General features: G+C 71.4%; 21 protein-coding genes. 9 read left to right on the top strand and 12 right to left on the bottom strand.

Features of this window, described 5'->3' with window-relative positions:
* The first annotated feature begins 83 nt into the window (after nt 1-83).
* Both RT2_RS18000 and RT2_RS17995 read left to right on the top strand, forming a co-directional pair.
* Complete coding sequence (locus RT2_RS18000) at nt 84-1,454, top strand: FAD-dependent oxidoreductase (protein ID WP_072846170.1); 1,371 nt, start codon at nt 84-86, stop codon at nt 1,452-1,454.
* Nucleotides 1,455-1,535: 81 nt separating this feature from the next.
* Nucleotides 1,536-2,288, top strand: a complete 753-nt coding sequence (locus RT2_RS17995; protein ID WP_072846169.1) for an amidohydrolase family protein — start codon at nt 1,536-1,538, stop codon at nt 2,286-2,288.
* Nucleotides 2,289-2,301: 13 nt separating this feature from the next.
* On the opposite strand, the gene RT2_RS17990 is transcribed toward RT2_RS17995, so the two are convergent.
* Nucleotides 2,302-2,784 (bottom strand): DUF456 domain-containing protein, encoded by a 483-nt coding sequence (locus RT2_RS17990; RefSeq protein WP_072846168.1) that lies wholly within the window; start codon nt 2,782-2,784, stop codon nt 2,302-2,304.
* A 67-nt stretch (nt 2,785-2,851) separates the two neighbouring features.
* Here RT2_RS17990 and RT2_RS17985 point away from each other — a divergent pair, with 67 nt between their 5' ends.
* The gene (locus RT2_RS17985) at nt 2,852-3,280 is read left to right on the top strand and encodes a hypothetical protein (protein WP_072846167.1); all 429 of its coding nucleotides are present in this window, start codon (nt 2,852-2,854) and stop codon (nt 3,278-3,280) included.
* Here RT2_RS17985 and RT2_RS17980 read toward each other — a convergent pair.
* On the bottom strand, nt 3,269-3,664 hold the full coding sequence (locus tag RT2_RS17980; RefSeq protein ID WP_072846166.1) for a VOC family protein: 396 nt from the start codon (nt 3,662-3,664) through the stop codon (nt 3,269-3,271). The two genes, RT2_RS17985 and RT2_RS17980, sit on opposite strands and share 12 nt — an antisense overlap.
* A gap of 143 nt (nt 3,665-3,807) precedes the next feature.
* On the opposite strand from RT2_RS17980, the gene RT2_RS17975 reads away from it, so the two are divergent.
* Nucleotides 3,808-4,938 carry a CaiB/BaiF CoA transferase family protein gene (locus tag RT2_RS17975; protein ID WP_072846165.1) on the top strand — a complete coding sequence of 377 codons (1,131 nt, stop codon included), beginning with the start codon at nt 3,808-3,810 and terminating at the stop codon, nt 4,936-4,938.
* Between the two features lie 111 nt (nt 4,939-5,049).
* Here the strand turns inward: RT2_RS17975 and yczR are convergent, their stop codons facing one another.
* Nucleotides 5,050-6,609, bottom strand: a complete 1,560-nt coding sequence (yczR, locus tag RT2_RS17970; protein ID WP_072846164.1) for a MocR-like transcription factor YczR — start codon at nt 6,607-6,609, stop codon at nt 5,050-5,052.
* Between the two features lie 164 nt (nt 6,610-6,773).
* Here yczR and RT2_RS17965 point away from each other — a divergent pair, with 164 nt between their 5' ends.
* From RT2_RS17965 to RT2_RS17950, 3 genes are all read left to right on the top strand, one after another.
* The gene (locus RT2_RS17965) at nt 6,774-7,007 is read left to right on the top strand and encodes a hypothetical protein (RefSeq protein ID WP_072846163.1); all 234 of its coding nucleotides are present in this window, start codon (nt 6,774-6,776) and stop codon (nt 7,005-7,007) included.
* Between the two features lie 86 nt (nt 7,008-7,093).
* The gene (locus RT2_RS17960) at nt 7,094-7,633 is read left to right on the top strand and encodes a methylated-DNA--[protein]-cysteine S-methyltransferase (RefSeq protein WP_072846162.1); all 540 of its coding nucleotides are present in this window, start codon (nt 7,094-7,096) and stop codon (nt 7,631-7,633) included.
* A gap of 670 nt (nt 7,634-8,303) precedes the next feature.
* The gene (locus tag RT2_RS17950; protein ID WP_169888437.1) at nt 8,304-10,013 is read left to right on the top strand and encodes a tyrosinase family protein; all 1,710 of its coding nucleotides are present in this window, start codon (nt 8,304-8,306) and stop codon (nt 10,011-10,013) included.
* A gap of 90 nt (nt 10,014-10,103) precedes the next feature.
* On the opposite strand, the gene RT2_RS17945 is transcribed toward RT2_RS17950, so the two are convergent.
* The 8 genes from RT2_RS17945 to RT2_RS17910 form a co-directional block, all read right to left on the bottom strand.
* Nucleotides 10,104-11,393: an adenylosuccinate synthase gene (locus RT2_RS17945; protein WP_072846159.1), complete on the bottom strand. Its 1,290-nt coding sequence runs from the start codon at nt 11,391-11,393 to the stop codon at nt 10,104-10,106.
* Nucleotides 11,394-11,621: 228 nt separating this feature from the next.
* The gene (locus RT2_RS17940) at nt 11,622-11,969 is read right to left on the bottom strand and encodes a hypothetical protein (RefSeq protein WP_139191186.1); all 348 of its coding nucleotides are present in this window, start codon (nt 11,967-11,969) and stop codon (nt 11,622-11,624) included.
* 92 nt (nt 11,970-12,061) lie between these two features.
* Complete coding sequence (locus RT2_RS17935; protein ID WP_072846157.1) at nt 12,062-13,675, bottom strand: GMC oxidoreductase; 1,614 nt, start codon at nt 13,673-13,675, stop codon at nt 12,062-12,064.
* Nucleotides 13,672-14,292 carry a hypothetical protein gene (locus tag RT2_RS17930; protein WP_072846156.1) on the bottom strand — a complete coding sequence of 207 codons (621 nt, stop codon included), beginning with the start codon at nt 14,290-14,292 and terminating at the stop codon, nt 13,672-13,674. The genes RT2_RS17935 and RT2_RS17930 overlap by 4 nt, the downstream gene beginning before the upstream one ends.
* Nucleotides 14,289-14,651 carry a hypothetical protein gene (locus RT2_RS17925; RefSeq protein WP_072846155.1) on the bottom strand — a complete coding sequence of 121 codons (363 nt, stop codon included), beginning with the start codon at nt 14,649-14,651 and terminating at the stop codon, nt 14,289-14,291. The genes RT2_RS17930 and RT2_RS17925 overlap by 4 nt, the downstream gene beginning before the upstream one ends.
* Before the next feature lies 1 nt (nt 14,652).
* Nucleotides 14,653-15,768, bottom strand: a complete 1,116-nt coding sequence (locus RT2_RS17920; protein WP_217635602.1) for a hypothetical protein — start codon at nt 15,766-15,768, stop codon at nt 14,653-14,655.
* 82 nt (nt 15,769-15,850) lie between these two features.
* The gene (locus RT2_RS17915) at nt 15,851-18,451 is read right to left on the bottom strand and encodes a helix-turn-helix transcriptional regulator (RefSeq protein ID WP_072846154.1); all 2,601 of its coding nucleotides are present in this window, start codon (nt 18,449-18,451) and stop codon (nt 15,851-15,853) included.
* Between the two features lie 92 nt (nt 18,452-18,543).
* Entirely contained in the window at nt 18,544-19,074 is a 531-nt protein-coding gene (locus tag RT2_RS17910) for a hypothetical protein (RefSeq protein ID WP_072846153.1), read from the bottom strand.
* A 223-nt stretch (nt 19,075-19,297) separates the two neighbouring features.
* Between RT2_RS17910 and RT2_RS17905 the strand changes: the two genes are divergently transcribed.
* Together RT2_RS17905 and RT2_RS17900 are read left to right on the top strand one after the other, a co-directional pair.
* Nucleotides 19,298-19,972, top strand: a complete 675-nt coding sequence (locus RT2_RS17905) for a hypothetical protein (RefSeq protein WP_245709307.1) — start codon at nt 19,298-19,300, stop codon at nt 19,970-19,972.
* A 46-nt stretch (nt 19,973-20,018) separates the two neighbouring features.
* The gene (locus RT2_RS17900) at nt 20,019-20,798 is read left to right on the top strand and encodes a site-2 protease family protein (RefSeq protein WP_072846152.1); all 780 of its coding nucleotides are present in this window, start codon (nt 20,019-20,021) and stop codon (nt 20,796-20,798) included.
* A gap of 5 nt (nt 20,799-20,803) precedes the next feature.
* Here RT2_RS17900 and RT2_RS17895 read toward each other — a convergent pair whose 3' ends face one another.
* The gene (locus RT2_RS17895) at nt 20,804-22,288 is read right to left on the bottom strand and encodes a condensation domain-containing protein (protein WP_169888435.1); all 1,485 of its coding nucleotides are present in this window, start codon (nt 22,286-22,288) and stop codon (nt 20,804-20,806) included.
* Nucleotides 22,289-22,435 lie beyond the last annotated feature (147 nt).

Below are 22,435 nucleotides of genomic sequence, written 5' to 3'. Positions count from 1 at the left end.
GCTTAAGCTGAAAGCTCTCCACCTTTGCCTGATCCAGAGCACCGCGCCGCCTGTCCGCTAATCGAAAAGGTAGTTCGTTTCCGATGACTCAGAACCTCGCCCGCCCACTGCGCGTGGCCATCGTCGGGGCCGGCCCGGCCGGCATCTACGCCGCCGACGCCCTGATGAAATCCGATACCGCCGCCGGCCGCGGCGTCTCGATCGACCTCTTCGAACGCATGCCGGCCCCCTTCGGCCTGATCCGCTACGGCGTCGCGCCCGACCACCCCCGCATCAAGGGCATCATCACCGCCCTGCACAAGGTGCTCGACAAGGACCAGGTCCGCCTGCTCGGCAACATCGACTACGGCACCGACATCAACCTCGAAGACCTGCGTCGCTACTACGACGCCGTCATCTTCTCCACCGGCGCCAACGCCGACCGCGCCCTCGACATCCCCGGCATCGACCTCGACGGCAGCTACGGCGCCGCCGACTTCGTCTCCTGGTACGACGGCCACCCCGACGTGCCCCGCGAGTGGCCCCTCGACGCCGAGAAGGTCGCCGTCCTCGGCGTCGGCAACGTCGCCCTCGACGTCGCGCGGGTCCTCGCCAAGACCGGCGACGAACTGCTGCCGACCGAGATCCCGGCCAACGTCTACGAGGGCCTCAAGAACAACAAGGCCGTCGAGGTCCACGTCTTCGGACGCCGCGGACCCGCGCAGGCCAAGTTCACCCCGCTCGAACTGCGCGAACTCGACCACTCGCCGACGATCGAGGTCATCGTCGACCCCGAGGACATCGACTACGACGAGGGCTCCGAGGCCGCCCGCCGCGGCTCCAAGCAGGTCGACATGGTGGCGAACACCCTGCAGGACTGGGCCATCCGCGACGTGGGCAACCGCCCGCACAAGCTGTTCCTGCACTTCTTCGAGTCCCCCACCGAGGTCCTCGGCGAGGACGGCAAGGTCGTCGGTCTGCGCACCGAGCGCACCGCGCTCGACGGCACCGGCAACGTCAAGGGCACCGGCAAGTTCAACGACTGGGACGTCACGGCCGTCTACCGCGCCGTCGGCTACCTCTCGCAGAACATCGCCAAGCTGCCGTTCGACGAGCAGGCCGGCACGGTCCCCAACGAGGCCGGCCGCGTCATCGGCGACGACGGCGCGCCGCTGGCGGGCACCTACGTCACGGGCTGGATCAAGCGCGGCCCCGTCGGCCTCATCGGCCACACCAAGGGTGACGCCAACGAGACCGTGGCGAACCTGCTCGCGGACGCCCCCGACCTGGTCGGCGCCGCCGAGCCCGACGAGGACGCAGTGGTGAAGTTCCTCGACGAGAAGCAGGTCCCCTACACCACCTGGGACGGCTGGTACCGCCTCGACGCACACGAGCGTTCGCTCGGCGAGCCCGAGGGCCGCGAGCGCATCAAGGTCGTCGAGCGCGAGGACATGCTGCGCGCTTCCAAGAAGTAGTTTCCGACCGGTACTGCGGCGCTCGACCCGTCACGGGTCGGGCGCCGCAGTGTTTTCCCTCACAGGTGGCATGCTCTTATCGTGTTTGACGCTCACGTTCACATCCTCGATCCCCGGTTCCCGCTGGTCGAGAACAACGGCTACCTCCCCGAGCCGTTCACCATCGCCGACTACCGCGCCCGCGTCGACGGATTCGGGGTGGACGGCGGCGCCGTGGTGACCGCCTCGTACCAGGGCACCGACCAGTCGTACCTGTTCGCGGCCCTGCAGGAGCTGGGTCCCGGCTGGGTGGGAGTCGCCCAACTCGACGCCGACGCCACCGACGAGGACATCCTCGCGCTGGACCGGGCCGGGGTCCGCGCCTTGCGATTCAACCTGCGCCGCAGCGCAACCGACATGAAGCTGTTGACGACGCTGGCCCTGCGCGCCTGGGACCTCGCCGGCTGGCACGCCGAGTTCTACGTGGACGCCTCGCTGCTGCTGTCCCTGGAACCGGTGTTCAAGAAGCTCCCCGCGGTGAGCATCGACCATCTGGGCATGTCCACCCGCGGGCTGCCGTACCTGCTGGACCTGGTGGACCGGGGCGCGAAGGTCAAGGCCACCGGGTTCGGCCGGGCCACCATCGACGACGTCGGCGACGCCCTGCGCCGCCTGCACGCGGTGAACCCGTCGGCGCTGATGTTCGGCACGGACCTCCCCGGGACCCGGGCGCGACGGGCCTTCGAGGCCGCGGACCTGGACCTGGTGACCGAGGCGGTCGGCGACGACCTGGACGCCGTGCTCAGCGGCAACGCCCGCGCCTGGTACCGGCTGACCGACCAGTCCCCCAGCTGAGAGCGGCCCACAGCTAGGCGAGAAGGACTGCGCCGAACCAGATTCCGGCCGCGATCAGGGCGCCGAGCAGTTCCACCAGCATCGACAGTCCCACCGCCTTGGTGGCGTGCACCGTGGCACGCCAGGCGTCGGCATGGGTGCGCCGACGGCCCGCCTCGGCCAGGTAGGTGCCCAGCAGGAATCCGATCAGCAGACCTATCACCGGCACCACGAAGAAGCCGACGATGCCGAGCAACCCGCCGACCACCAGCGACCGCGTCGGTACCCCGGCGTCGCGCATCCGGCGTCCCGGCCAGGTGTACTTGACGACGCCCGACACCACCAGCGCGGCCGAGGCGACGCCGAACACCGCCCACGCGCTGCCCGTGCCCTCGACGATCGCCCACACCGCGATCGCCCCGAAGATCAGCAGCGCGCCGGGCAGGATCGGCACCACGATCCCCACCAGCCCCACCACGATCGCCAGACCGACCAGTACCTCCGCGCCCGTGCTCACGGGCGTCACTGTGCCAGACCGGATCCGGACACCGGGTCAGCCGCCGCGGTCAGGCCACAATGTCCGGATGGACCTGGGGATCGACACCACGCTGACGCTGCTCGCCGCCGGACTGCTCTTCCTGCTGGCGCTCGGCCTCGGGGTGTGGAAGTACCGGCAGATGGCGCTCTCCGAGAACCACCTGGCGCACCCGTACGTCGACATCGCGCACCGCGCCGCCCTCATGTACTCGTTTGCGACGCTGCTCATCGCGGTGTTCGTCGAGCTCAGCGCGTGGCCGACCTGGCTGAACCTGACCGCGGCGGCCGTGCCGGTGTTCTTCTTCGTCTCGGCGATCGGCAGCTATGTGCTGCACGGCGCGCGGCGCGACACCGACAACCAGTTCGCGCACGGCGGCGTCGGCCTGCACCTGTCGATGACGCTGCTCATCGTCGGCGAGATGGGTGGATTCGCGGTCCTGCTGGCCGGTTTCGTGTGGGGCGAGCTACTGGGCTGACCCCTGCCCCGCGGCCGCCTGGTGCAACGAGAGCACGTTGCCGTGCGGGTCCCGGAACCAGGCGACGCGGGTGCCGTCGGGGGCGGTCCACGCGTCGTGCTCGTCCTGATCCATGCCCTGGTACCGGGTGAACTCCACCCCCTTGGACCGCAGCTCGTCCACCCCGGCGTCCAGGTCGTCGAGCTGCCAGCCGAGCACCGTGTACCCGGTGTCCTCCTTGGCCTGCACCAGCGTGACCCGCAGGTAGGTGCCGCCCCCGTCGACGACCAGGGCGAACTGGGTGCGCTCGACGAGCCGGAGACCGAGCGTGTCGACGTAGAACATCGACGACACGTCCAGATCGGTGCTGGCGATGAACGCGACGAGCCGACCGGGGAACGTCATCGCTCCACTGTGCTCGGTGGCAGCCGAACAGGCAATACCCCACCCACCAGTGACCCGCGGCACACCCCACCGCAGAATCAAGTTAACGTCTGTTAAACACGCCCCACCATGCCCAGAACGCCAGACCCAGAACGAGGAGAACCGTGTCCGCCGAAGACGCCGCCGTTACATCCCCCGTCGCTCAGCCCGGGTCGGGGAAGGGCCCCCTCGCGGGTGTCCGAGTCATCGAGCTCGCCGGGATCGGCCCCGGCCCGCACGCCGCACTGCTGCTCGCCGACCTCGGCGCCGACGTGATCCGGGTGCAGCGCGCCGGCATGATCCCCGGCCCGGACCAGAAGCACGACCAGACCCAGCGCGGCCGCCGCATCGTCGAGGCGAACCTCAAGGACCCGGCCGACATCGAGAAGGTCCTGGGACTGATCGAGCGCGCCGACGTACTCATCGAGGGCTTCCGCCCCGGCGTCACCGAGCGGATGGGACTCGGACCCGACGCGGCGCTCGCCCGCAACCCGCGCCTGGTCTACGGCCGGATGACCGGCTGGGGCCAGGAGGGTCCGCTGGCGCAGTCCGCCGGCCACGACATCAACTACATCTCGCTGACCGGCGTGCTGCACGCGATCGGCCGTCAGGGCGAGCGCCCGGTCCCGCCGCTGAACCTGGTCGGCGACTTCGGCGGCGGCTCGATGTTCCTGATCTTCGGCATCCTCGCCGCCCTGGTCGAGCGGCAGACCTCCGGCCAGGGCCAGGTCGTCGACGCCGCGATGGTCGACGGCACCGTCGCGCTCTCGCACATGATGTGGAGCTTCCGCGGCCAGGGCGTCTGGTCCGACGAGCGCGGGGTGAACATGCTCGACACCGGCGCGCCGTACTACGACACCTACGAGACCGCCGACGGCAAGTACATGGCCGTCGGCGCCATCGAGCGCCAGTTCTACGCGGTGCTGCTCGAGGGTCTCGAGCTGGACCCGGCCGAACTGCCCGCGCAGAACGACATGAAGGCGTGGCCCGAGCTGCGCAAGGTGTTCACCGAGCGCTTCCTGTCCAAGACCCGCGACGAGTGGGCCGCGATCTTCGACGGTACCGACGCGTGCGCCACCCCGGTGCTCACGTTCGCCGAGGCCCCGGACAACCCGCACATCGCGGCCCGCGGCTCGCTGGTGGAGCTGGACGAGGTCACCCAGCACCGGCCTGCGCCGCGGTTCTCCCGCTCCGAGCCGGGCCTGCCGACGCCGCCCGCCGTCGAGGCCACCGACATCGACAGCATCTGGCAGTAGCCCCTCGCGGACTTCCCCGATGTCACACTGGGTATCCAGGCGGCACCCAATGTGACATCGGGGAACGCTCGGGCGACCGGCTCGCGCCCGTGACGTTCAGATCACCGACGTTCACACCACCATGGCCGGGCGCACCCGTTCGACGCCGCCGTCCAACGCGCGGTACGCGGCGGCGACGCCCCGCACCCCGGCCCGCAGGGACTCCTCGTCGAGCGCGTAGGGCAGTCGCACGTAGCGCTCCAAGGCGCCCTCGACACCGAAACGGGGACCCGCGGCGAGCAGCACCCCGTGGTACGGCGCGGTCGCTGCCAGCGCCGTCGACATCGGCGCGGGCAGCTGAAACCACAGCGCCATGCCGCCGCTGCCGACCTGGCACCGCCACTGCGGCAGCTCCTCCGCCACCGCCTCGAGCAGGGCGCCCCGCCGCCTGCGCAGCTGCTCGCGGCGCTGCGGCAGCACCAGCTCCGCCCCCTCGATCAGCGGTACCGTGGCCAGCTGTTCCAGCACCGCGGTGCCCAGGTCCTGGGCGGACCGGGACGCGACCAGCGCCCCGATCATCGACGTCTCGGCCCGGATCCAGCCGATCCGCAGTCCCGGCCAGAACGCCTTGGACGCCGAGCCGACGGTGATCACCTGCGCACGCCCCGGCCCCCGCGCGAACGAGGCCACCGGCGGCGGCGCGTCCATGTCGAGGCCCAGGTCCATCATCGTCTCGTCGACGATCAGCGTCATCGACGTCTCGCGCGCGATCTCGACCAGCTCCGCGCGGCCTGGCTCGTCGAGGCAGAATCCGGTCGGGTTGTGGAAGTCCGGGATCAGGTAGGCCAATCTGGCCGCGGTTTGCCTTGCGCTGCTGCGGATTCCGTCGAGATCCCAGCCCTGTTCGGACAGCCGGAGCGGTACCGGCACCGGCCGGGCACCCGCGCGCCTGATCGCCTCGATGGCGTTGGTGTAGGTCGGGTGGTCGATCAGCACCCGCTCACCGGGCGCGGTGAGCAGCCCGAGGAGCAGCACCAGCGCCTGCTGGGCGCCGGAGGTGATCATGATCTGTTCGGGCTCGGTGGGCAGCCCGCGTCGGCAGTAGCGGTCGGCGACCGCCCTGCGGAGCACCTCGATACCGGCCGGTTCCATCCCGTGACCGGCGAGGTGCGCCGGCAGTTCCTCCAGGGCCGACGCGAACGCGGCCTGCACCTGCGGGACGGCCGCGGACATGGCGGCGCAGGTCAGGTCCACCGGCGGCGCCGAGCCCTCCTCGTCCGCGGACACCGCCCGGAACGACGCCGCGGTCCGCGCCACTCCCCCGGACCGGCCCGCACCGCCGACGACGGCCGGCAGTGCGACGGTGCTGCGCGAACCCTGCCTGCTCTGCAGGTAGCCCTCCTCACGCAGGACGGCGTACGCCGAGGTGATGGTGGTCCGGCTCAGCTCCAGGACCGCCGCCAGGTCGCGCTCGCTGGGCAGCGCGACGCCGATCGGAATCCGGCCGTCGAGGACCAGCAGACGCACGCTGTCCGCGAGCGCCCGGTACGCGGGCACGCTCAGCTTGCGGCGGCCGCCCCGGTCGTCGCCTGCCCTGTCCGCGTCCCGCGGTTCGTCGCCCCGGCCCTGGTCGCCCTGCCACTTGCCGAGGTCGCGGGCCAGGGTGGTTGCGCCGAGCACTCTCACTGCCATAGAGGCCAGTATCGAGTCAACGGCCATTGATTTCAATGCCAGCAGGTGGCGGCGTCCGGGAACCACCTCGCCGCCGTGCCGCGACGACACCCCAGAGAGCCGAAGGGTCCAGATGCATCAAACTGGATATTTGCAATAAGGCCAGTGGACCGCAGGATGAGCACATGATCCCCGCGCTGACCATCCTCGCCGTCATCCTCGGCGCCGCCGCGCTCTACCTGGCCGCCCGCCGCTCGAACGGCGGCCAGGTCTTCCGGCTCGAGCAGTTCCGCCCGGCTGCACCGCTGGCCGGAGTGCTTCCGGAGGAACGCGACGCCGCCCGCGCCCGCCACGACCTGGAGGCGGTCCGGGCCCGGCAGAACGTCGAGTTCCTGACGAAGTCCGCGCCGCACCACTAGAGCGGGCCCGTAACCGAAAGGTCCAGTTTCACTCAACTGGACTGCATGTGTCGGTCTGCTCCTCACTCCTGACGCATACTGGGGTCGTGCCCGACGTCCGATACACCCTCTTCGACACCGCCATCGGGCGGTGCGCACTGGCCTGGGGCGATCGCGGCGTGGTCGGGGTCCAGTTGCCGGAGGGCAGCGACGGCACCACCCGAGAACGAATCCGGGCCGCGTTCCCTGCCGCTGTCGAATCGGGCCCGGACGCCGTCGGCCGGCGGGCCGTCGAGGCCGTCACCGAGTTGCTGGTCAGCGGCCAGGACCCCAGCGCTCAGGTGCCGCTCGACCTGAGCCAGGTTCCCGATTTCGATGCGCGGGTGTACGCCGTGACCAGGACGATCACGGCCGGGTCCACCCTCACCTACGGGGAGGTGGCCGACCGGGTCGGCAGCCCCGGTGCGGCGCAGGCCGTCGGACAGGCGTTGGGGCGCAACCCGATTCCGCTGCTGGTCCCGTGCCACCGGGTGCTCGCCGCCGGCGGCAAGGTCGGCGGGTTCTCCGCCCACGGCGGCGCCGTCACCAAGCGCGTGCTGCTCGCCCTCGAGCACGTGCCGGGTTTCGACGAGCCGACGCTCTTCTAGTCCCCCCCCCGGCTACGAGGCCTCCGCGCACCCTAGGCGGGGGTGCCGAACATCAGCAGACCGTCCTTGGTGCACTCCGGGAAGTTGTTCTCCCGGGTCGAACACCATGGCGCCGACGGCAAACTGACCGCAGGCGGTGTCCGCGGGCTCCGGCGCCGGGCCGCTGCCGGACCGCGGGGCCACGTCGGACAGGCCGTCGCCCGGCTGCACGGTGGACGCCGTGGTGCCGGGGTCGCCGGGAGCCGGTCCGGGCCTGCCGGACACGTGGAGGACCTGGCCGGGACGGATCACCGAGTCGACGGGTGAGTCCGTTCGCCTCGAGCAGCGCGCCGAGCGGGATACCGTGCCGCGTGGCAATGCCGTACAGCGTGTCCCCCCGGCGCGACGTCACCGGGACCGTCGCCGACACCGCCTCGGATTCACCGGAATTCGACGAGCAGCCGGCCAACGCCAGCATTACCGAGCGGGCACCGACAGCGGCCGTCCGGAAGCGCTTCCCGGGACCGGGGCGCACCGCAAAGCGCGCCCCGGCCCGAAACGCCGTCGGAGCGCTTCCACACGGCCCGCGGCGTAACAGGTAGTCCACTACGCGCGACCGCGGACGGGTCCGGCACCAAGATTGAGGAACTGCGGAACCGCACCTGTCCCAGAAATGCCGGGGAGCCTGTCGATGATCTGTTCTGTCCTGTTCCATGGCGACGTCGTGCTGACCGCAATCGCCGGCGGACTCGACCGCATGTCGACTGCCCGCAACGCGTCGGGGGACGCGGTCGGCAAGCTGCAGACGGCGCTACGCAACTGGGACCCGCACTGCTTGCCCGCGCAGGACCTGGCACCGACCTACTGCGCGGAGACCGCCGCCGCCGTCCGCCGGTTCAAGGTCACGGTGCTCGGCGAGCCGGAGACGAGCGCGACGGACGTGGCGGGACCGGAGATCGTGTTGCACCTGGACCGCCTGCAGGCGACGGCGGAGAGCCGAGCGGCGGACCCGCAGCCACGGGTCCGCCGCAACGTTTGGCGGCTGAGCACCGACGCGTCCTGGGACCCCACCCTGCTGGCCTACGCAGAGGCGGTGCGGACGATGCAGTCGCGGCCGGCGCACGACCCCACCAGTTGGGCCTTCCAGGCCGGGCTACGAGCGCATTTCGGCGCCGCCGTCGCCGCTGCGGGCGCCGCGAGCAGCGGCCGCGGCAACTGGTTCTTCCTACCCTGGCACCGGATGCACCTGCACTACTTCGAGCTGATCGTCCGGGACACCGTCGCCGCCAACGGCGGGCCCACCGACTTCGCGTTGCCCTACTGGAACTACGGCAACCCCGCCCCGCAGAACGCGCTGCCACACCCGTTCCGCGACACCGGCCTCCGGCTGCCGGACGGCTCGCCGAACCCGCTGGCCCTGCCGTCCCCGCTGCGCAACGCCGACGTGATGGCGGGCGCCGCGTTGAGCCCGAGCATCACCTCCACGTTCACCGCCATGTGGCAGCCGTCGTTCGCGGAGCCGAACCGCACCGGGTTCTCCGGTCAGCTCGAGAACGTGCCGCACGGCAGCGTGCGCGTCGCCGTGGGCGGCAGCGGGTGCGACTCGGAGCCCGGCGCCCTGATGAGCAGCGCCGTCCGCGGCGCCCTCGACCCGGTGTACTGGCTGCATCACGCAAACCTCGACCGGCTGTGGGTGCAGTGGCTCGAACGCCACTCGAACCCGTCGGACCCGGCCTGGATCGATGCGGAGTTCGAATTCTTCGACCCGGCCGGGACGCCGGTGCGCTGCCGGGTAGGCGACGTCCTCGACCATGCGGAGCAACTCGGCTACCGCTACGACGACCAGCCGCAGGCGTCGGCCTCCTCGCGGCGCCTGGTCGCCATCGCGCCGACACCGATGCGCGTCGCCGCCACCGACGGCCCGTTCGAGGTGACGGGTCGGGTCACCACGCAACTCGTCGTCCCCGACAGCTGTGTGGAGGCGGTGGCGCACGCGCCGGACACCGCCGCCGCCGCGGGCTTCGGGGCGGTGCTGCTCGCCGTCGACGGACTCGCGGCGGACCGCACCCCCGGCGTCGCCTACCAGGTGTACCTCAACGTCCCCGACCCGACCGCCGATGCCCTCCCGGACCAGCACCTGGCCGGCACCTTCGCGGCGTTCGGCCTCGACGCCGACCCCGACGCGGGGCCGGTGAGGGCCGCGGTGGGGTTCACCTTCGACGTCACCGCGCTGGTGCAGATCCTCGCGCCCGCACGGCGGTGGGACCCGCGGTCGCTGACCGTCACCGTGCAAGCGGTGCTGCCGACCACCGGGGCGAACGAGCGGGCCGCGGAGTGTGGGCTGCCGACGGCCACCGAGCGTCCGCTGCACATCGGTCGGGCCGAGCTGCTGGTCGGCTGAGCGCAGAGACAACGCCTCCAGAGACAACCCTGCCCCGCGTACGGGTACGCGGGGCAGAGTTGTCGGCGGGCGATTGTGTCGACGCTGAGGTCAGCGCAGAACGTCCCGGCGGACGATGGTCTCGTCGCGGCCGGGGCCGACGCCGATGCACGACATGTACGCGCCGGAGAGCTCCTCGAGTCGCAGCACGTACGCCTGCGCGTTGGCCGGCAGGTCCTCGAAGGTGCGGGCGGCCGAGATGTCCTCGGACCAGCCGGGCATCTCCTCGTAGATCGGCTTGGCGTGGTGCACGCCGGTCTGCGACATCGGCATCTCCTCGACCCGCTCGCCGTCCACGTCGTATGCGACGCAGATCGGGATGGTCTCGAGGCTGGAGAGCACGTCCAGCTTGGTGAGGAAGTAGTCGGTGATGCCGTTGACGCGGGTGGCGTACCGGGCGATGACCGCGTCGAACCAGCCGGTGCGGCGGCCGCGACCGGTGGTCACGCCGACCTCCCCGCCCTTGTCCGCCAGGTACTCGCCGAACTCGTCGAACAACTCCGTCGGGAACGGACCGGAGCCGACGCGCGTGGTGTAGGCCTTGAGGATCCCGAGCACCGTGGTGATCTTGGTGGGGCCGATGCCCGAGCCCACCGCGGCGCCGCCGGAGGTGGGGTTCGAGGACGTCACGTACGGGTAGGTGCCGTGATCGACGTCGAGCAGCGTGCCCTGGGAGCCTTCCAGGAGCACCGTCTCGCCCGCGTCGAGGGCCTGGTTCAGCCGGAGCCGGGTGTCGGCGATGCGGTGCTTGAAGCCCTCCGCCTGCGCGAGCACCTCGTCGACGACCTGCTGGGGGTCGAGGGCCTTGCGGTTGTAGATCTTGACCAGCACCTGGTTCTTGAATTCCAGTGCCGCCTCGACCTTCTGAGTGAGGATCTTCTCGTCCAGGACGTCGGCCGCGCGGACCCCGACGCGGGCGATCTTGTCCTGGTAGCACGGGCCGATTCCACGGCCGGTCGTGCCGATCTTCCGGTTGCCGAGGTAGCGCTCGGTGACCTTGTCGATGGCCACGTGGTACGGCATGATCAGGTGCGCATCGGCGCTGAGCAGCAGCCGGTCGGTGTCCACACCACGGTCCTCGAGGCCCGCGAGCTCGGTGAGCAGCACGCCCGGGTCGACGACCACGCCGTTGCCGATCACGTTGGTCACGTCGGGGGTGAGGATTCCGGACGGGATCAGGTGCAGCGCGAACTTGTCGCCGTTGGGCAGCACGACGGTGTGACCGGCGTTGTTGCCGCCCTGGTATCGAACCACCCACTGCACGCGACCACCGAGCAGGTCGGTGGCTTTGCCCTTCCCCTCGTCGCCCCACTGGGCTCCGATCAGGACGATTGCCGGCATGACGTCTCCTACGGTTGACGGGCGTCTGCACATCTCAGCGCAGAGGCCAGCCGTCCGTGGACAGTGGCCGGAAGGACAGTTTAGTCCAGAGGTGTGACACACCCGAGTCCAGTACGGGCGCGGGCCCGTTCGGCCCGCGGCGGCGGCGGCGGCCGGAGGCCCCTCGATGCCGCTCCGGCGACCACCTCGCACCCCGTGGCGCACCGCCGTCCGCGGCCGAATCACTCGTCAGGGCGTGCGCGACGGCTTGCGCCCGTGACGCCCATTGCCGTGCAACCACGGCGCGGGACTGACCTGGACCTCGAGCCCCCGCTCCCCTGCGTTGGACCGCACCACGCAGGCCGGGGTCGACCAGACCGCGCCGTCGACCTGAACGTAGATCGGGCGGTCCGCGTCTCCACCGAGCAGAAAGCTCAGGCCGCGGCGCATCACGAACTCGCCCGAAGCGTGCGGACCGACCCGGTTGGGGGCCTTGCGTCGCTCCAGACCCGGCAGCAGCGGGTAGCCGAACTCGACGGGGTCGAGCAGCAGTTCCTCATTGGTCGTGTTGACCATCGTGACTGTCACGGTTGTCATCGCCACTCACCTCGGATTCATCCGCACCACGAATGTCTTCCGCCTCGGGTTCAAGCATGCCACCAGGGACCGACACGAGCACCCGTAGACGACTACTCGATCCGCCTCTGCTCCGGTTCCTCGAGCAGCAACGCGACCGCCCGCTCGGCGACCGCGGCGATCGTCTTCGAGGGGTTCCTGCCTATCGCCCTGGGGATGACCGAACCGTCCATCACGTACAACCCGTCGTGACCGAACACCCTTCCCGCGTGGTCGACGACGCCGGCCCCCGGCGCGGCGGCCATGTTGCACCCGCCGAGCGGATGCGGCGTCGCCAGGGCGCGGAGCCACTTCCAGCTCGCGAGCGGCAGCACGTCGCCCCCGGTCGCCTTCGCCAACCGCTCGTGCTCGGCCGCCATCGCGACGATGACCGTCTCGGTTCGGTAAGGGTTCCAGTTCAGTTTCATCACCTTGCGCCGCGGACGCACCCGGGACCGCCGCAGCCGGAACACCCCGTCCGCCGCGTCGATCGACTGCCCGAACCAGGGCATCACCGTACGGAGTTCACCTGCCCTGGCGAGCCTTTCCCAGTACCAACGCTGCCACGACGTGCCGCCGCCGCCGCGCAGCCGCGCCTCGTACGCGTTCCGGAACAGGTTGGGGAGACCGCCGTCCTCGACGAAGTACCTGCGCCCACGATCCCCGTCGAGGTGGTCGATTGCCGAGGTGATGGTGGGCCCGACGGTGGGCGCAACCACCTGGCCACGGTGCCGGGAAGGGGTGAGGAAGTCCCCGTTCGAGCTCCACCCGCGACCGAGCGCCCGCGGCAGCCCGGGCAGGGTGCCGTAGTCGTCCCGCGCGCGCAGCAGCAACTCGGTGGTCCCGAGGGAACCGGCCGCCAGGATCACCCGCCGGGCCACCACCGAGTCGGGCCGCCGGCGACCGTCCTCCAGGTGGTCGTAGTGCACCCGCCAGCCACCGCCCGGCTCCCGCGAGAGGGTCCGGACCAGCGACAACGGCGAGATCGTCGCGTTCCCCGAATTCTCTGCCTCGGCAAGGTAGTTCATGTCCAGGGTGTTCTTCGCCCGGACCGGGCAGCCGACGTCGCAGCTGCCGCAGTGCACGCAGGTGCCCTGCCGCACGCCGTGCGCGTTGAGGAACTCCATCGACGCCCCGAGCCCGGGCGGTGCCGCGCCGTCGAGCACCAGGTCCTCCCGGAAGCTGACGGCCAGCGGCACCTTCCGGAATCGCGCACCGTCCTCCAGTTCGCCGGCCGCCCGGCGCATCAGGTCGAGCCGCACCGGGTGCTGGCCCTCCGGAACCGTGGTCGGCCGCAGCATCTCGCCGACCGCCCGGTAGTGCGGCTCGAGTTCCGCCGCCGTGATCGCCGACGGCCAACCCGATCGGAAGGTCTCCGGCCGGGCGTCGATGCACACGTTGGCGTAGATCAGCGACCCGCCGCCCACCCCGGCACCCAGACCCACCAGCATCTGGTCCAGCCAGCGCACCTCCAGCCAGCCGTTGCGCCGGTGCGGAACCCGGCCGTCGAAGAGCCACGGGTCGCGGAGCCGACGGGGGAAAGTCGCCGGGTCCCAACGGCGCCCGCGTTCGAGGACCAGGACGCTGCGCCCCGCCGCGGACAGCCGGCACGCCGCCACCGCACCCCCGAACCCGCTGCCCACGATCACCACGTCGTAGCTCGCCGCCGCCCTCCCCCGCCCGCTCATGCCCGCCTCCGGAGCAGGTACGTCGAGACCAGGCCCCCGGCGAAGAAGGCGGCGAACCGGCCGCGGGCCGACCATCGCCGACGCACCGTCGCGCCGCCGGTGGCCCGGAGCGAGCCGAGCAGCGACAGGAAGTCCGTCGGCCGCAGCCGCAGCACCCCCGCGCCGATCACCGGTCCGGCGTCCTCTGCCTGCCCTGCCCCGTCGTGCAACGTCACCAGCAGGGTGGTGGTCGCCGGCCACAGCCGCCACGGGCCGGCGACCCGAATCTCCTTGTGCCCGTGGAACCAGTGCGGTCGGCCGTCGATCACCACCCGCGACTGGTAGACCATGTGGGTGAGCCGGGCACTGCCGCTCGGCACGAACAGCCCGAACCGGCCCGCCTCCGACTCGAACCGCCCGCCGAGCACCGGGATGTCCACGTCCCCCAGCAGTTCCGCGCCGTGCGCGGGGTCCTCGAGAAAGGCGTCGACGTCCGCGATCCGGATCCGGCCGCGCAGCACCACCCCCACCGCGCCGGGGCTGCGGTATCCGGCCCGCGGGTCCGTCTCCCCGAGCGCGAGGCGGCCGGTCATCACCTCGTCGAAGCGGACACCGGTCGCCCCGCCCGCCCCGGTCACCGGTCCGCCCTCGCGTCGAAGGCCAGCCGGTAGAACCAGTACGCGACCGCACACCACTGAACGCACCACGCCGCCACGGCGACCGCACCCAGCGAATCCGACTGGTAGGCAACGGCCATCGCCACCAGCCCGGCGACCACCGCCACCCGCGGCGGCCAGCCCAGTCCGCTGAGCCACTCCGTCCCTGCCATCAGCAGCCCGGTCACCAACGCGAGCAGCGACACGGCCAGGAACACGCCGTCGGGCAGTGGCCGCGGGCCGCTGCCGCCCGGCGTCAGCGCGGCCGCGACGGCCGACCCCGCGAGCAGGGAGGCGCATCCGAGCAGCACCAGGTGGCTCCACAGCAGCGAGCGCGGCATGTCAGTCCCTGCCCAGTTCGTCGACGATGAACGGGAAGACGTCGCGGGCCGCATGTCGGCCGAGGAACACGTCGAGGTGGCCGTACCCGGCCATCTGCTGGAAGACGTGGCGCCCCGGCGCAATCGCATCGAAGTAGTCGAAGGTCTTCGCCATGCCCGACGGCAGGAACGTCCGGTTCTGGTCGCCGGTCATGAACACGAACCGGGCGCCGGTCTGGGGCGGCTGGGCCAGCATGTCCTCCGGCAGTTCGTCGTAGACACCCATCGACATCAGCTTTCCGTGCAGCGCGCACTTCTCCATCTGCTCGAAGAAGGTGACGGGGACGAATCCGAACTCACCCTTGATCCACTCGTGCGTGGCCTCGTCGAGGTTCTCGTGGGACCACAACGTCGGGAAGCCGCTGCCGTAGGTGAAGCTGGTGTGCTTGCACACCGCGTTGTTGCACTCGTGGTGCGTCGCCCGCACCGCCCAGTCGAACACCTTGGGCCAGAACCCGGATGCGTGCAGGCCCCACTGCGGGTTGAAGTACGGCATGACCTTCCCGAAGGTGGCCACGGCCAGCGGCAGTTTCAGGAACGCCAGGGTGGGAAACTGCGGGTGCAGCGCCACCGAGTTGCTCACCACGGTGGTCACCTCCGGCACGAGTCCCGCGATCAGGGACATCATGAAACTGGTGGACCCCTGGCAGTGCACGACGGCCTTGAGGGTCTGCGCACCGGTCGCCGCGAGCACCGTCGCGACCGCCGCCGGGTGGTCGTGGACCGCGGCGTCGTCGAGGTAGAACCGGCTCGGCGCGAATTCGAAACTGGCCCGCCAGTTCGAGATCCACACGTCGAACCCGGCCCGGGACAGCATTCCCGGCAGGGTGTCCTCGGTCGGCGGCGAAAAGATGTTCGCCCGCACACTCGTGCCCGCGATCATCAGCACGGGCCCCCGGCTCGGTCGCGGGCCGGAGACCACGTGCCGCAGGTTCAGCTCACGCGGCGGCGACTCGGTGGTGCGGAAGGGCACGGTCTCGAACACCACCGGCTCGGCGGCACGCACCGGTGGGGGCGCGAACTTCGCCCCGCCCAGACGCGCCGGGTCCGGTCCCGCGGGACGCGAACGCCGCATCATCGCCATTCCCTCCTGGACTCGCAGATCGCCGTCGCTCTCCATCAGTCTTGCCGAGGTGACGGACTCCCGCGCGGGTAGTGGGCTACCTGCCCTCGATCCGGACCGCGGCGGCCAGCGCCGACCGGTCCGGCACGTCGAGCTTGGTGCAGGACCGGTAGATGTGGCCCTCCACGGTGCGCACCGACACCACCAGCTGCTCGGCAATCTCCTTGTTGGACAGCCCCTGCGCGACCATCGACGCCACCTCGAGCTCCCGGCCGGTCAGTGGGAGCGGGTTCGAGACCGCCGTCAGCGCCGGGGTGGACGCCCCGTCGCAGCGCTCCGCCAGCCGCTTGGCCGACGCGGTGGACGCCAGCTCGGCGCGGCGGTTGCCCGTCGCGGCGTGTGCCGTCGCGGCCTGCGCCCAGGCGTCGGCCGCCGCCAGCAGCGCGCCCACGGCCTCCAGCTTGCCGGCGAGTGCGTCGAGTCGGTCCCCGTCCCGGTCGGCCACCGCCCGGGCGTGCGCGGCACCCATCGAGATCAGGGGGCTGTCCACGCGCGCGGCGATCTGCCCGAGCCGGTCGGCGACACTGCCGTCGCCGAAGCGGGCCGCCAGGTACAGGCACAACGCCTCCTGCGCCAACTGGTCCGACGCCGCCGCGACACGGGCCCCGGTCCGCGCGTGCGCGACCGCGCGGTTGCGGTCGCGCACCACAGCCGCCACCCAGGCACGGGTCATCTCGAGGTCCGACCGGAACAACTCGGTGTTGACGCCGAAGAGCCGCTCGGCCCGGATCAACGCCTCCTGCGCCTCGACGGCCAGGCCTCGCGCCGCGAGGGTCTGGCACAGGAACGCCGCCGACAGGAACGCCCACGAGTACCCGGTGCCCTCGAGCACCGCGGCGGCCTGACGGAATTCCGTCTCCGCCGCCGACAGCGCGCCCTGCAGGTAGTACACGCGCCCGAGCAGCACCCCGCCGAGGGAGCGCCCCGGCTGCTGCATCTCCGCGTAGTCGGCGTACTCGCGTGCCGTGGCCCCCGCGGCCACCAGATCGCCCCGCATGCTGTGCGTGTACACCTGGCCGAGTCCGATGGTGAAACGCAGATTCCCGCTCTCGGACTGCGCCGCGGCCGCCAGCCCCCGCACCGCGAACGGCTCGACCTCGTCGAACCGGCCCAGGTACGCGGTGGCGAGGGCGCCGCTGGCACCGGCCCAGGCCGTCGCCAGCGGCAGCGCGTGCGGCGAGTCGATCACGTCGTAGATCTGGGTGGTCGCCCCGGCCTGGACGGTGTACACCGCGAACATCGCCTCCAGCGCGTCCACCAGGTTCAGCGCCGACGGGTGGGTCAGCCGGGCGCGCGTCGACTCCATCACCGCGGCCGCGTCGGCGGGCCTGCCCAGCATCCAGAACAAATTCGCCGCGCGCGGCAGGCACCACAGCAGCAGGTCGAACTCGCCTAGGTTCGTGGTGTCGATCGGCCCCAGCACGGCCTCCGCCTCGGCGCCACGTCCCTGCCAGGCCAAGGTGTTCGCCAACGGCAGGGCCGCCGCGAACCCGGCCCCCATCGCCATCGCGCCCCGGGCCAGCCGCTCCCCCAACTCCAGCTCGCCGAGGGTGAGCGCCGCGCTGGCCGCGGAGATCAGCAGGTCGGGCTCGGGGGGCGAGTCGCTGTCCAACGCCAGCGCCGCCAGCCGGATCCGGTCGCTGACGTGGGCGGGCGGGTGCGCGGCGATCTGCCGGGCCAGCTCGCCGCGGAGCCTCCGGGCCGCCAGGACGCCGGTGCCGGCACGCACCACCTCGCCGTACAGCGGGTGCGCGAGCTTCACCGTCAGCCCGGTGTCGTCGCGCTGACGCACCCGGATCAGCCCCGCGCTCTCGGCTGCCTCCACCGTCGCGGGGTCGCTCAGCGTGGAGAGCACCTCCAGCGACAACGGCTCCTGGAAGGCCAACAGCTCCAACACGTGTCGCAATGCCGGATCCAGGTGGTCGATGCGCGCCTCGATCAGTGTGCTCAGGTGCGGGTTGACGACCGTCTCGCCGCGCAGCTGCCACACCCCGGCGACCTCACGCAGCCGCCCGACCTCGACCGCACCGTCGACGACGTGCCGCAGGAACAGCGGATTGCCCTCCGACATCACGTGGATTCGCTTGACGCTGGACTCCTCGACCGGCGCGCCGAGCACCGACTGCACCAACGCCCTGGTCTCGTCCAGCGTGAACGGCGCGAGCTCCACCCGCTCGAGCAACCCGTCCTTCCACAGGGCGGTGACCGCATCCGGCACCTGCTCCCCGTTGCGCACGGTAACCACAAGGGGCGCAATGCGATTGACCGCCAGCTGATGCACGAAGGTGGCGGAAAGCTTGTCCAGCAGGTGCGCATCGTCGACGCCGATCACGACGTCGGTGCCGAGCTCCTGCAGGTGTGCCCGGGCCGCGCGCAGCACCGACGCCGGTTCCATCGGACTGGACACCCCGACCACGTGCGCGAACGCCCCCAACGGAACGCTGCGTGCGGATTCGGTGCCCGCCGCCCACCGGCTCTGCGGCGCGAACGCCTCGACGGCGTCGCGGGCCAACGTTGTCTTCCCCACCCCGGCGTCACCTGTCAGCACGGCCCCCCACGGGCCGCGTCGGTTGCGAAGAGCCGACATCACCGTGTGCAGTTGCGCATCACGGTTCACCGTGGACCATGCGACGACCATCTGCCGAGTCTATGACCTGGCCCGACATTTCTCGGGACAAGGTGTCCGTCCCCCACCACTCCGGCATCCGGCGCCACGCGGGCCGGCCGGGCTCACTCCGCGACGAGTGCGAACCCGGCCCGGACCTGACCCTCGTCGACCGCGGGGACCAGCCCCGCGACCACCACGCCGACACCCGACTGGACCTCGCTCTCGGCCCGGTACGACCCGTCGCCCTCGAGGTGCGGTTCGACGGTCTGCGTCCCGCCGACCAGGGAGTCCATGTTGAACCAGACGATCCGCACCGGTCCGTGCGGCGCGTCCGCGGGCAGGTCCGCGGAGACCTGCACCCGGTCCGGGTGTGCGACGAACCGGCCGATGTCCGCATGCACCTCCTGCTCTCCGAACACGGGCTGCACCTGGAACGGGTGCTCGTGCAGCGACGTCAGGGTGGACATCTGGCCGATCCCCAACGCGAGCAGCGTGCGGGCGGCGGCCAGTTCCTCCGAGGTCTCGGCGGCGCCGTCGCGACGCAGTTCGGTGACCACCGCCGCGAGACCGGACCGACAGAACCTGGTGACGCGGGCGTGGGTGCGGGACCGTGCCCGCGAGAATTCGTTGAGCTGCATCTCGGTGATCTGCATCGTGCACTCCGATGTCGGTAGCGACTAGATGGCGTAGCCACGCGAGGGCGTAGCGACTACACCGTTCAACGCTAGGACTCTTCGGCCCGCCGCACACGCGTATTGCGCTACCTGATCTGTGGAACTTCCGCGGTTCCGGGCCACCGGTGTCGGCGGCCGCGTGCGACGTTCGTATCGTCGGGGCGGACCACCGCGACATTCACACCGACCGGGAGCTGACCCTGTGACCACCATCGTGCTTGCCTGTGGAGACGTGACAGTGCCCGGGCCGTTGGCGCAGCTGCCCGCCGTGACCGCGCCCGCGGTGCCCGCCAAGCCCGACTTCGACACCCTGCTCCCGCAGTTCGACGACGCCGGCCCCGGCGCTCCCCGGCTGGTGGTGGTGGGCGGCGACGGTGCCCTGGCCGCGGCCCTGACCCGGCTGATGCGCAGCGACCGACTGCACGTCGAACTCGCCTACGTGAGCCCGACACGGTCCGCCGCGACTCGGCTGTACGGGCTGCCGGTCGGCGACCGCGCGGCCGAACTGGCACGGCGCGGCCGGGCGCGAACCGTGCCGCTGATCCGCGACGACGCGGGCACCGCGCTGGTCGGCGAGGCCACCGTGACCGGCCCGGAAGGCGCCGCGCTGGTCGGCGAGGCCTACGTCGACTCGACCCGGCTGTTCTCCGGGACCGTGTCGACGCTGCGGATCACCCCCACCCTCGAGATGCCGGGCCTGCGCGCCGGCGTTGCGCGCCGCTGGGCGTTCCTGCCGACCAGATGGTCACCGGGACGGGCGATCCAGCTCGGCGCGGTCGGGGCGGTGGTGACCCGCGACGGGGTGACCACGCCGCGGGCGCTCAAACGGTCGAGCTTCTACCGGGACACCCGGGAGTGGTTGCTCGTCCGCGGCTGATCCACGGACACCGGATGACGCACCACCCACGGGAGATACTGGGCCTATGACATTCCCAGACGCCTCCACCCGACGGGCCGCGGTCCGACCGAGCCCCGTGTTCCTCGGGGTGGTCGCGATCGCGGTCGCGGGCGGCGTGCTCGCCTGGCAGGCGGAGCCGCGGTCGACGCCGGCGAACGTCGGGGTCTTCCTGCTCGTCGTCGCGGGCTGGGTGGTCACCGTGTGCCTGCACGAGTTCGGGCACGCGTACACGGCGTGGCGGTACGGCGACGACGAGGTGGCGGCCCGTGGCTACCTCACCCTGAACCCGCTCAAGTACAGCCATCCGCTGCTGTCGATCGGGTTGCCCGTGCTGTTCATCGCGATCGGCGGCATCGGCCTGCCGGGCGGCGCGGTGTACCTGCGCACCGACCTGTTGCCCGCCGGCGCGGCGCGCCGGATCGCGCTGGCCGGACCCGCCGCGAACGCGGTCTCGGCGGTGGTGCTGTTGGCGGTGATCCGGCTGTTCGCAGACGTCGGCACCCACCCGGTGTTCTGGTACGGGCTCAGCTTCCTGGCGTTCCTCCAGGTGATGGCGACGGTGCTGAACCTGATCCCGGTACCCGGCCTCGACGGCTACACCGCCCTCGAGCCCTCGCTGTCGCCCCGGACCCGGCGCTCGCTCGACCAGTTCAAGGGCCTCGGCCTGCTGTTCCTGGTCGCCCTGCTGTTCGTGCCCGCGATCAACGTCGTCTTCTTCGACGCGATCTACGGGCTGTTCGGCCTGTCCGGGGTGCCCGCAGAGTGGGCCCAGTACGGCAACTACCTCATGCGCTTCTGGCTCTGACCCGCTCAGACCACCCGCAGGGGCACCTTCGGTTCCGTCCGCAACTCACCGATGAGGTCGGACGGCGCGGCCTCGAGCAGCCGGGTGAACAGCCACAGGAACCGCCGGTGGTGCCGGGCGAGCGTGCCCTCGTCGTAGCGGTACGGGTTCGCCGTGAACCCCAGCCGCACAATGCCGTCCGGGCACTCGGCCAGCTCGACCCGCAGGTCCACCACCGGCGAGGTGGACAGGTCGCGAATTTCGACGTCCAGCCCGGTCAGGCGAATCTCTCTGGGAGACAAGGCGACCTGCAGCAACGGTCCGTGCGCCACGGGACCGTCACCGGCCGCGACCCGGAACTGCTGATGCTGCACCGCCCCGACCAGTGCCTGGTGGGCATCGGCGAGCAGCTCCCCCACCGTGGCGTCGACGGGGGCATGCAACCGCAACGGCACCGTGTTCTCCCGCGAGCCGCCCGAGTACCGAAGCCCTGCCCCCATCCGGGCCGGTACCGGCAGGTCCAGCACCAGGTCGGTCCGCCCGGTCACCCGCGCGAGGTAGGCCGCGAGGGCCGACGCGGCGAGCGCGGCGGAACCCAGTCCGTACCGTCGCTCCGCCGCCACCAGCAGGTCCGATCCGCCGGGCAGCACGGCGTCGACGGTCAGGTCACCGCGACGGGGGCCGTCCGCGGGCGCGAGTTCGCCGGGCCCGAAGCCGGGCGCGACCTCCCCGGCGAGGCCCGTGTACGCGGGCGCACCGGCCAGCCGTTCGGCCCAGTACGCGGCGTCCGTGCGCCGTCGCTGCGACGCGGCGTAACCACGGTCCAGGTCGTCGATCGCCGAGGGCGCGAGGGCCCGGTTCGGACGCGCGGCTCCGCCGCCGGTCGCGGCGTCGTACAGTTCCGCGGCGCGCGCAAGCAGGGTCACCGCCCCGAATCCGTCCAGGACGGTTCGATGGGCGCGGCTGAACCACAGGTGGTGCGCATCGCCGATCTGCAGCACCGCGATCCGCGCGAGCCGGTCATTGCCGAAGTCCACCGGTCCGGTGAGCTCCGCACGCATCCATGCCTCCGCCGCTGCCCGCGGGGAGACCTCGTCGCGCAGGTCGAGGTAGTCGGGCTCGACATCGAGTGTCGGGTCGAACAGCTGGTGCGGCAGGCCGTCGACCACCACGAACCGCACCAGCCCGGTCCCCAGTTCCGCGGTCGCGCAACGACTGGCCGCCCGCAGCCGGTCCACGTCGAGCCTCGCTCCGGAGCCCGAACCGACGCCCGCGGCGCCACCGATCTCGACGCCACCCATCTCGGCGCAACGGATCTCGACACAGTGGGCGACCCACAACGCCAGGTCCGGCCGCTGCACCTGGGCGCGCCACAGTTCGCCCGGACCGGACGCGAGCGGCACCGGCTCGGACCCCACCGCAGCCGGCGTGCTCGCCGAATTCGTGTGGGGACCAGGGGCGCCCGTCCGGCGCGCCCTGCGGCCGCCGCGGAGGATGCTGACTGGATTCACGTCGCAGACGCTATCGTCTGGCACCGACGACCACATGAGTACTGGCTACCTGTGTCCGACCTGTGTCCAGTAACCACTCGGTCAGGACCGGTTCCGCGGCGGCCCATCGGGTCTCGGAGATTTGTCGGTGCCCGCGTGCACACTGGA

Origin of the sequence: Rhodococcus tukisamuensis NBRC 100609 (assembly GCF_001894985.1) — a bacterium.
GTDB classification, from domain to species: Bacteria; Actinomycetota; Actinomycetes; order Mycobacteriales; family Mycobacteriaceae; genus Rhodococcus_G; species Rhodococcus_G tukisamuensis.
This window is presented reverse-complemented; position numbering and strand designations above follow the sequence as displayed.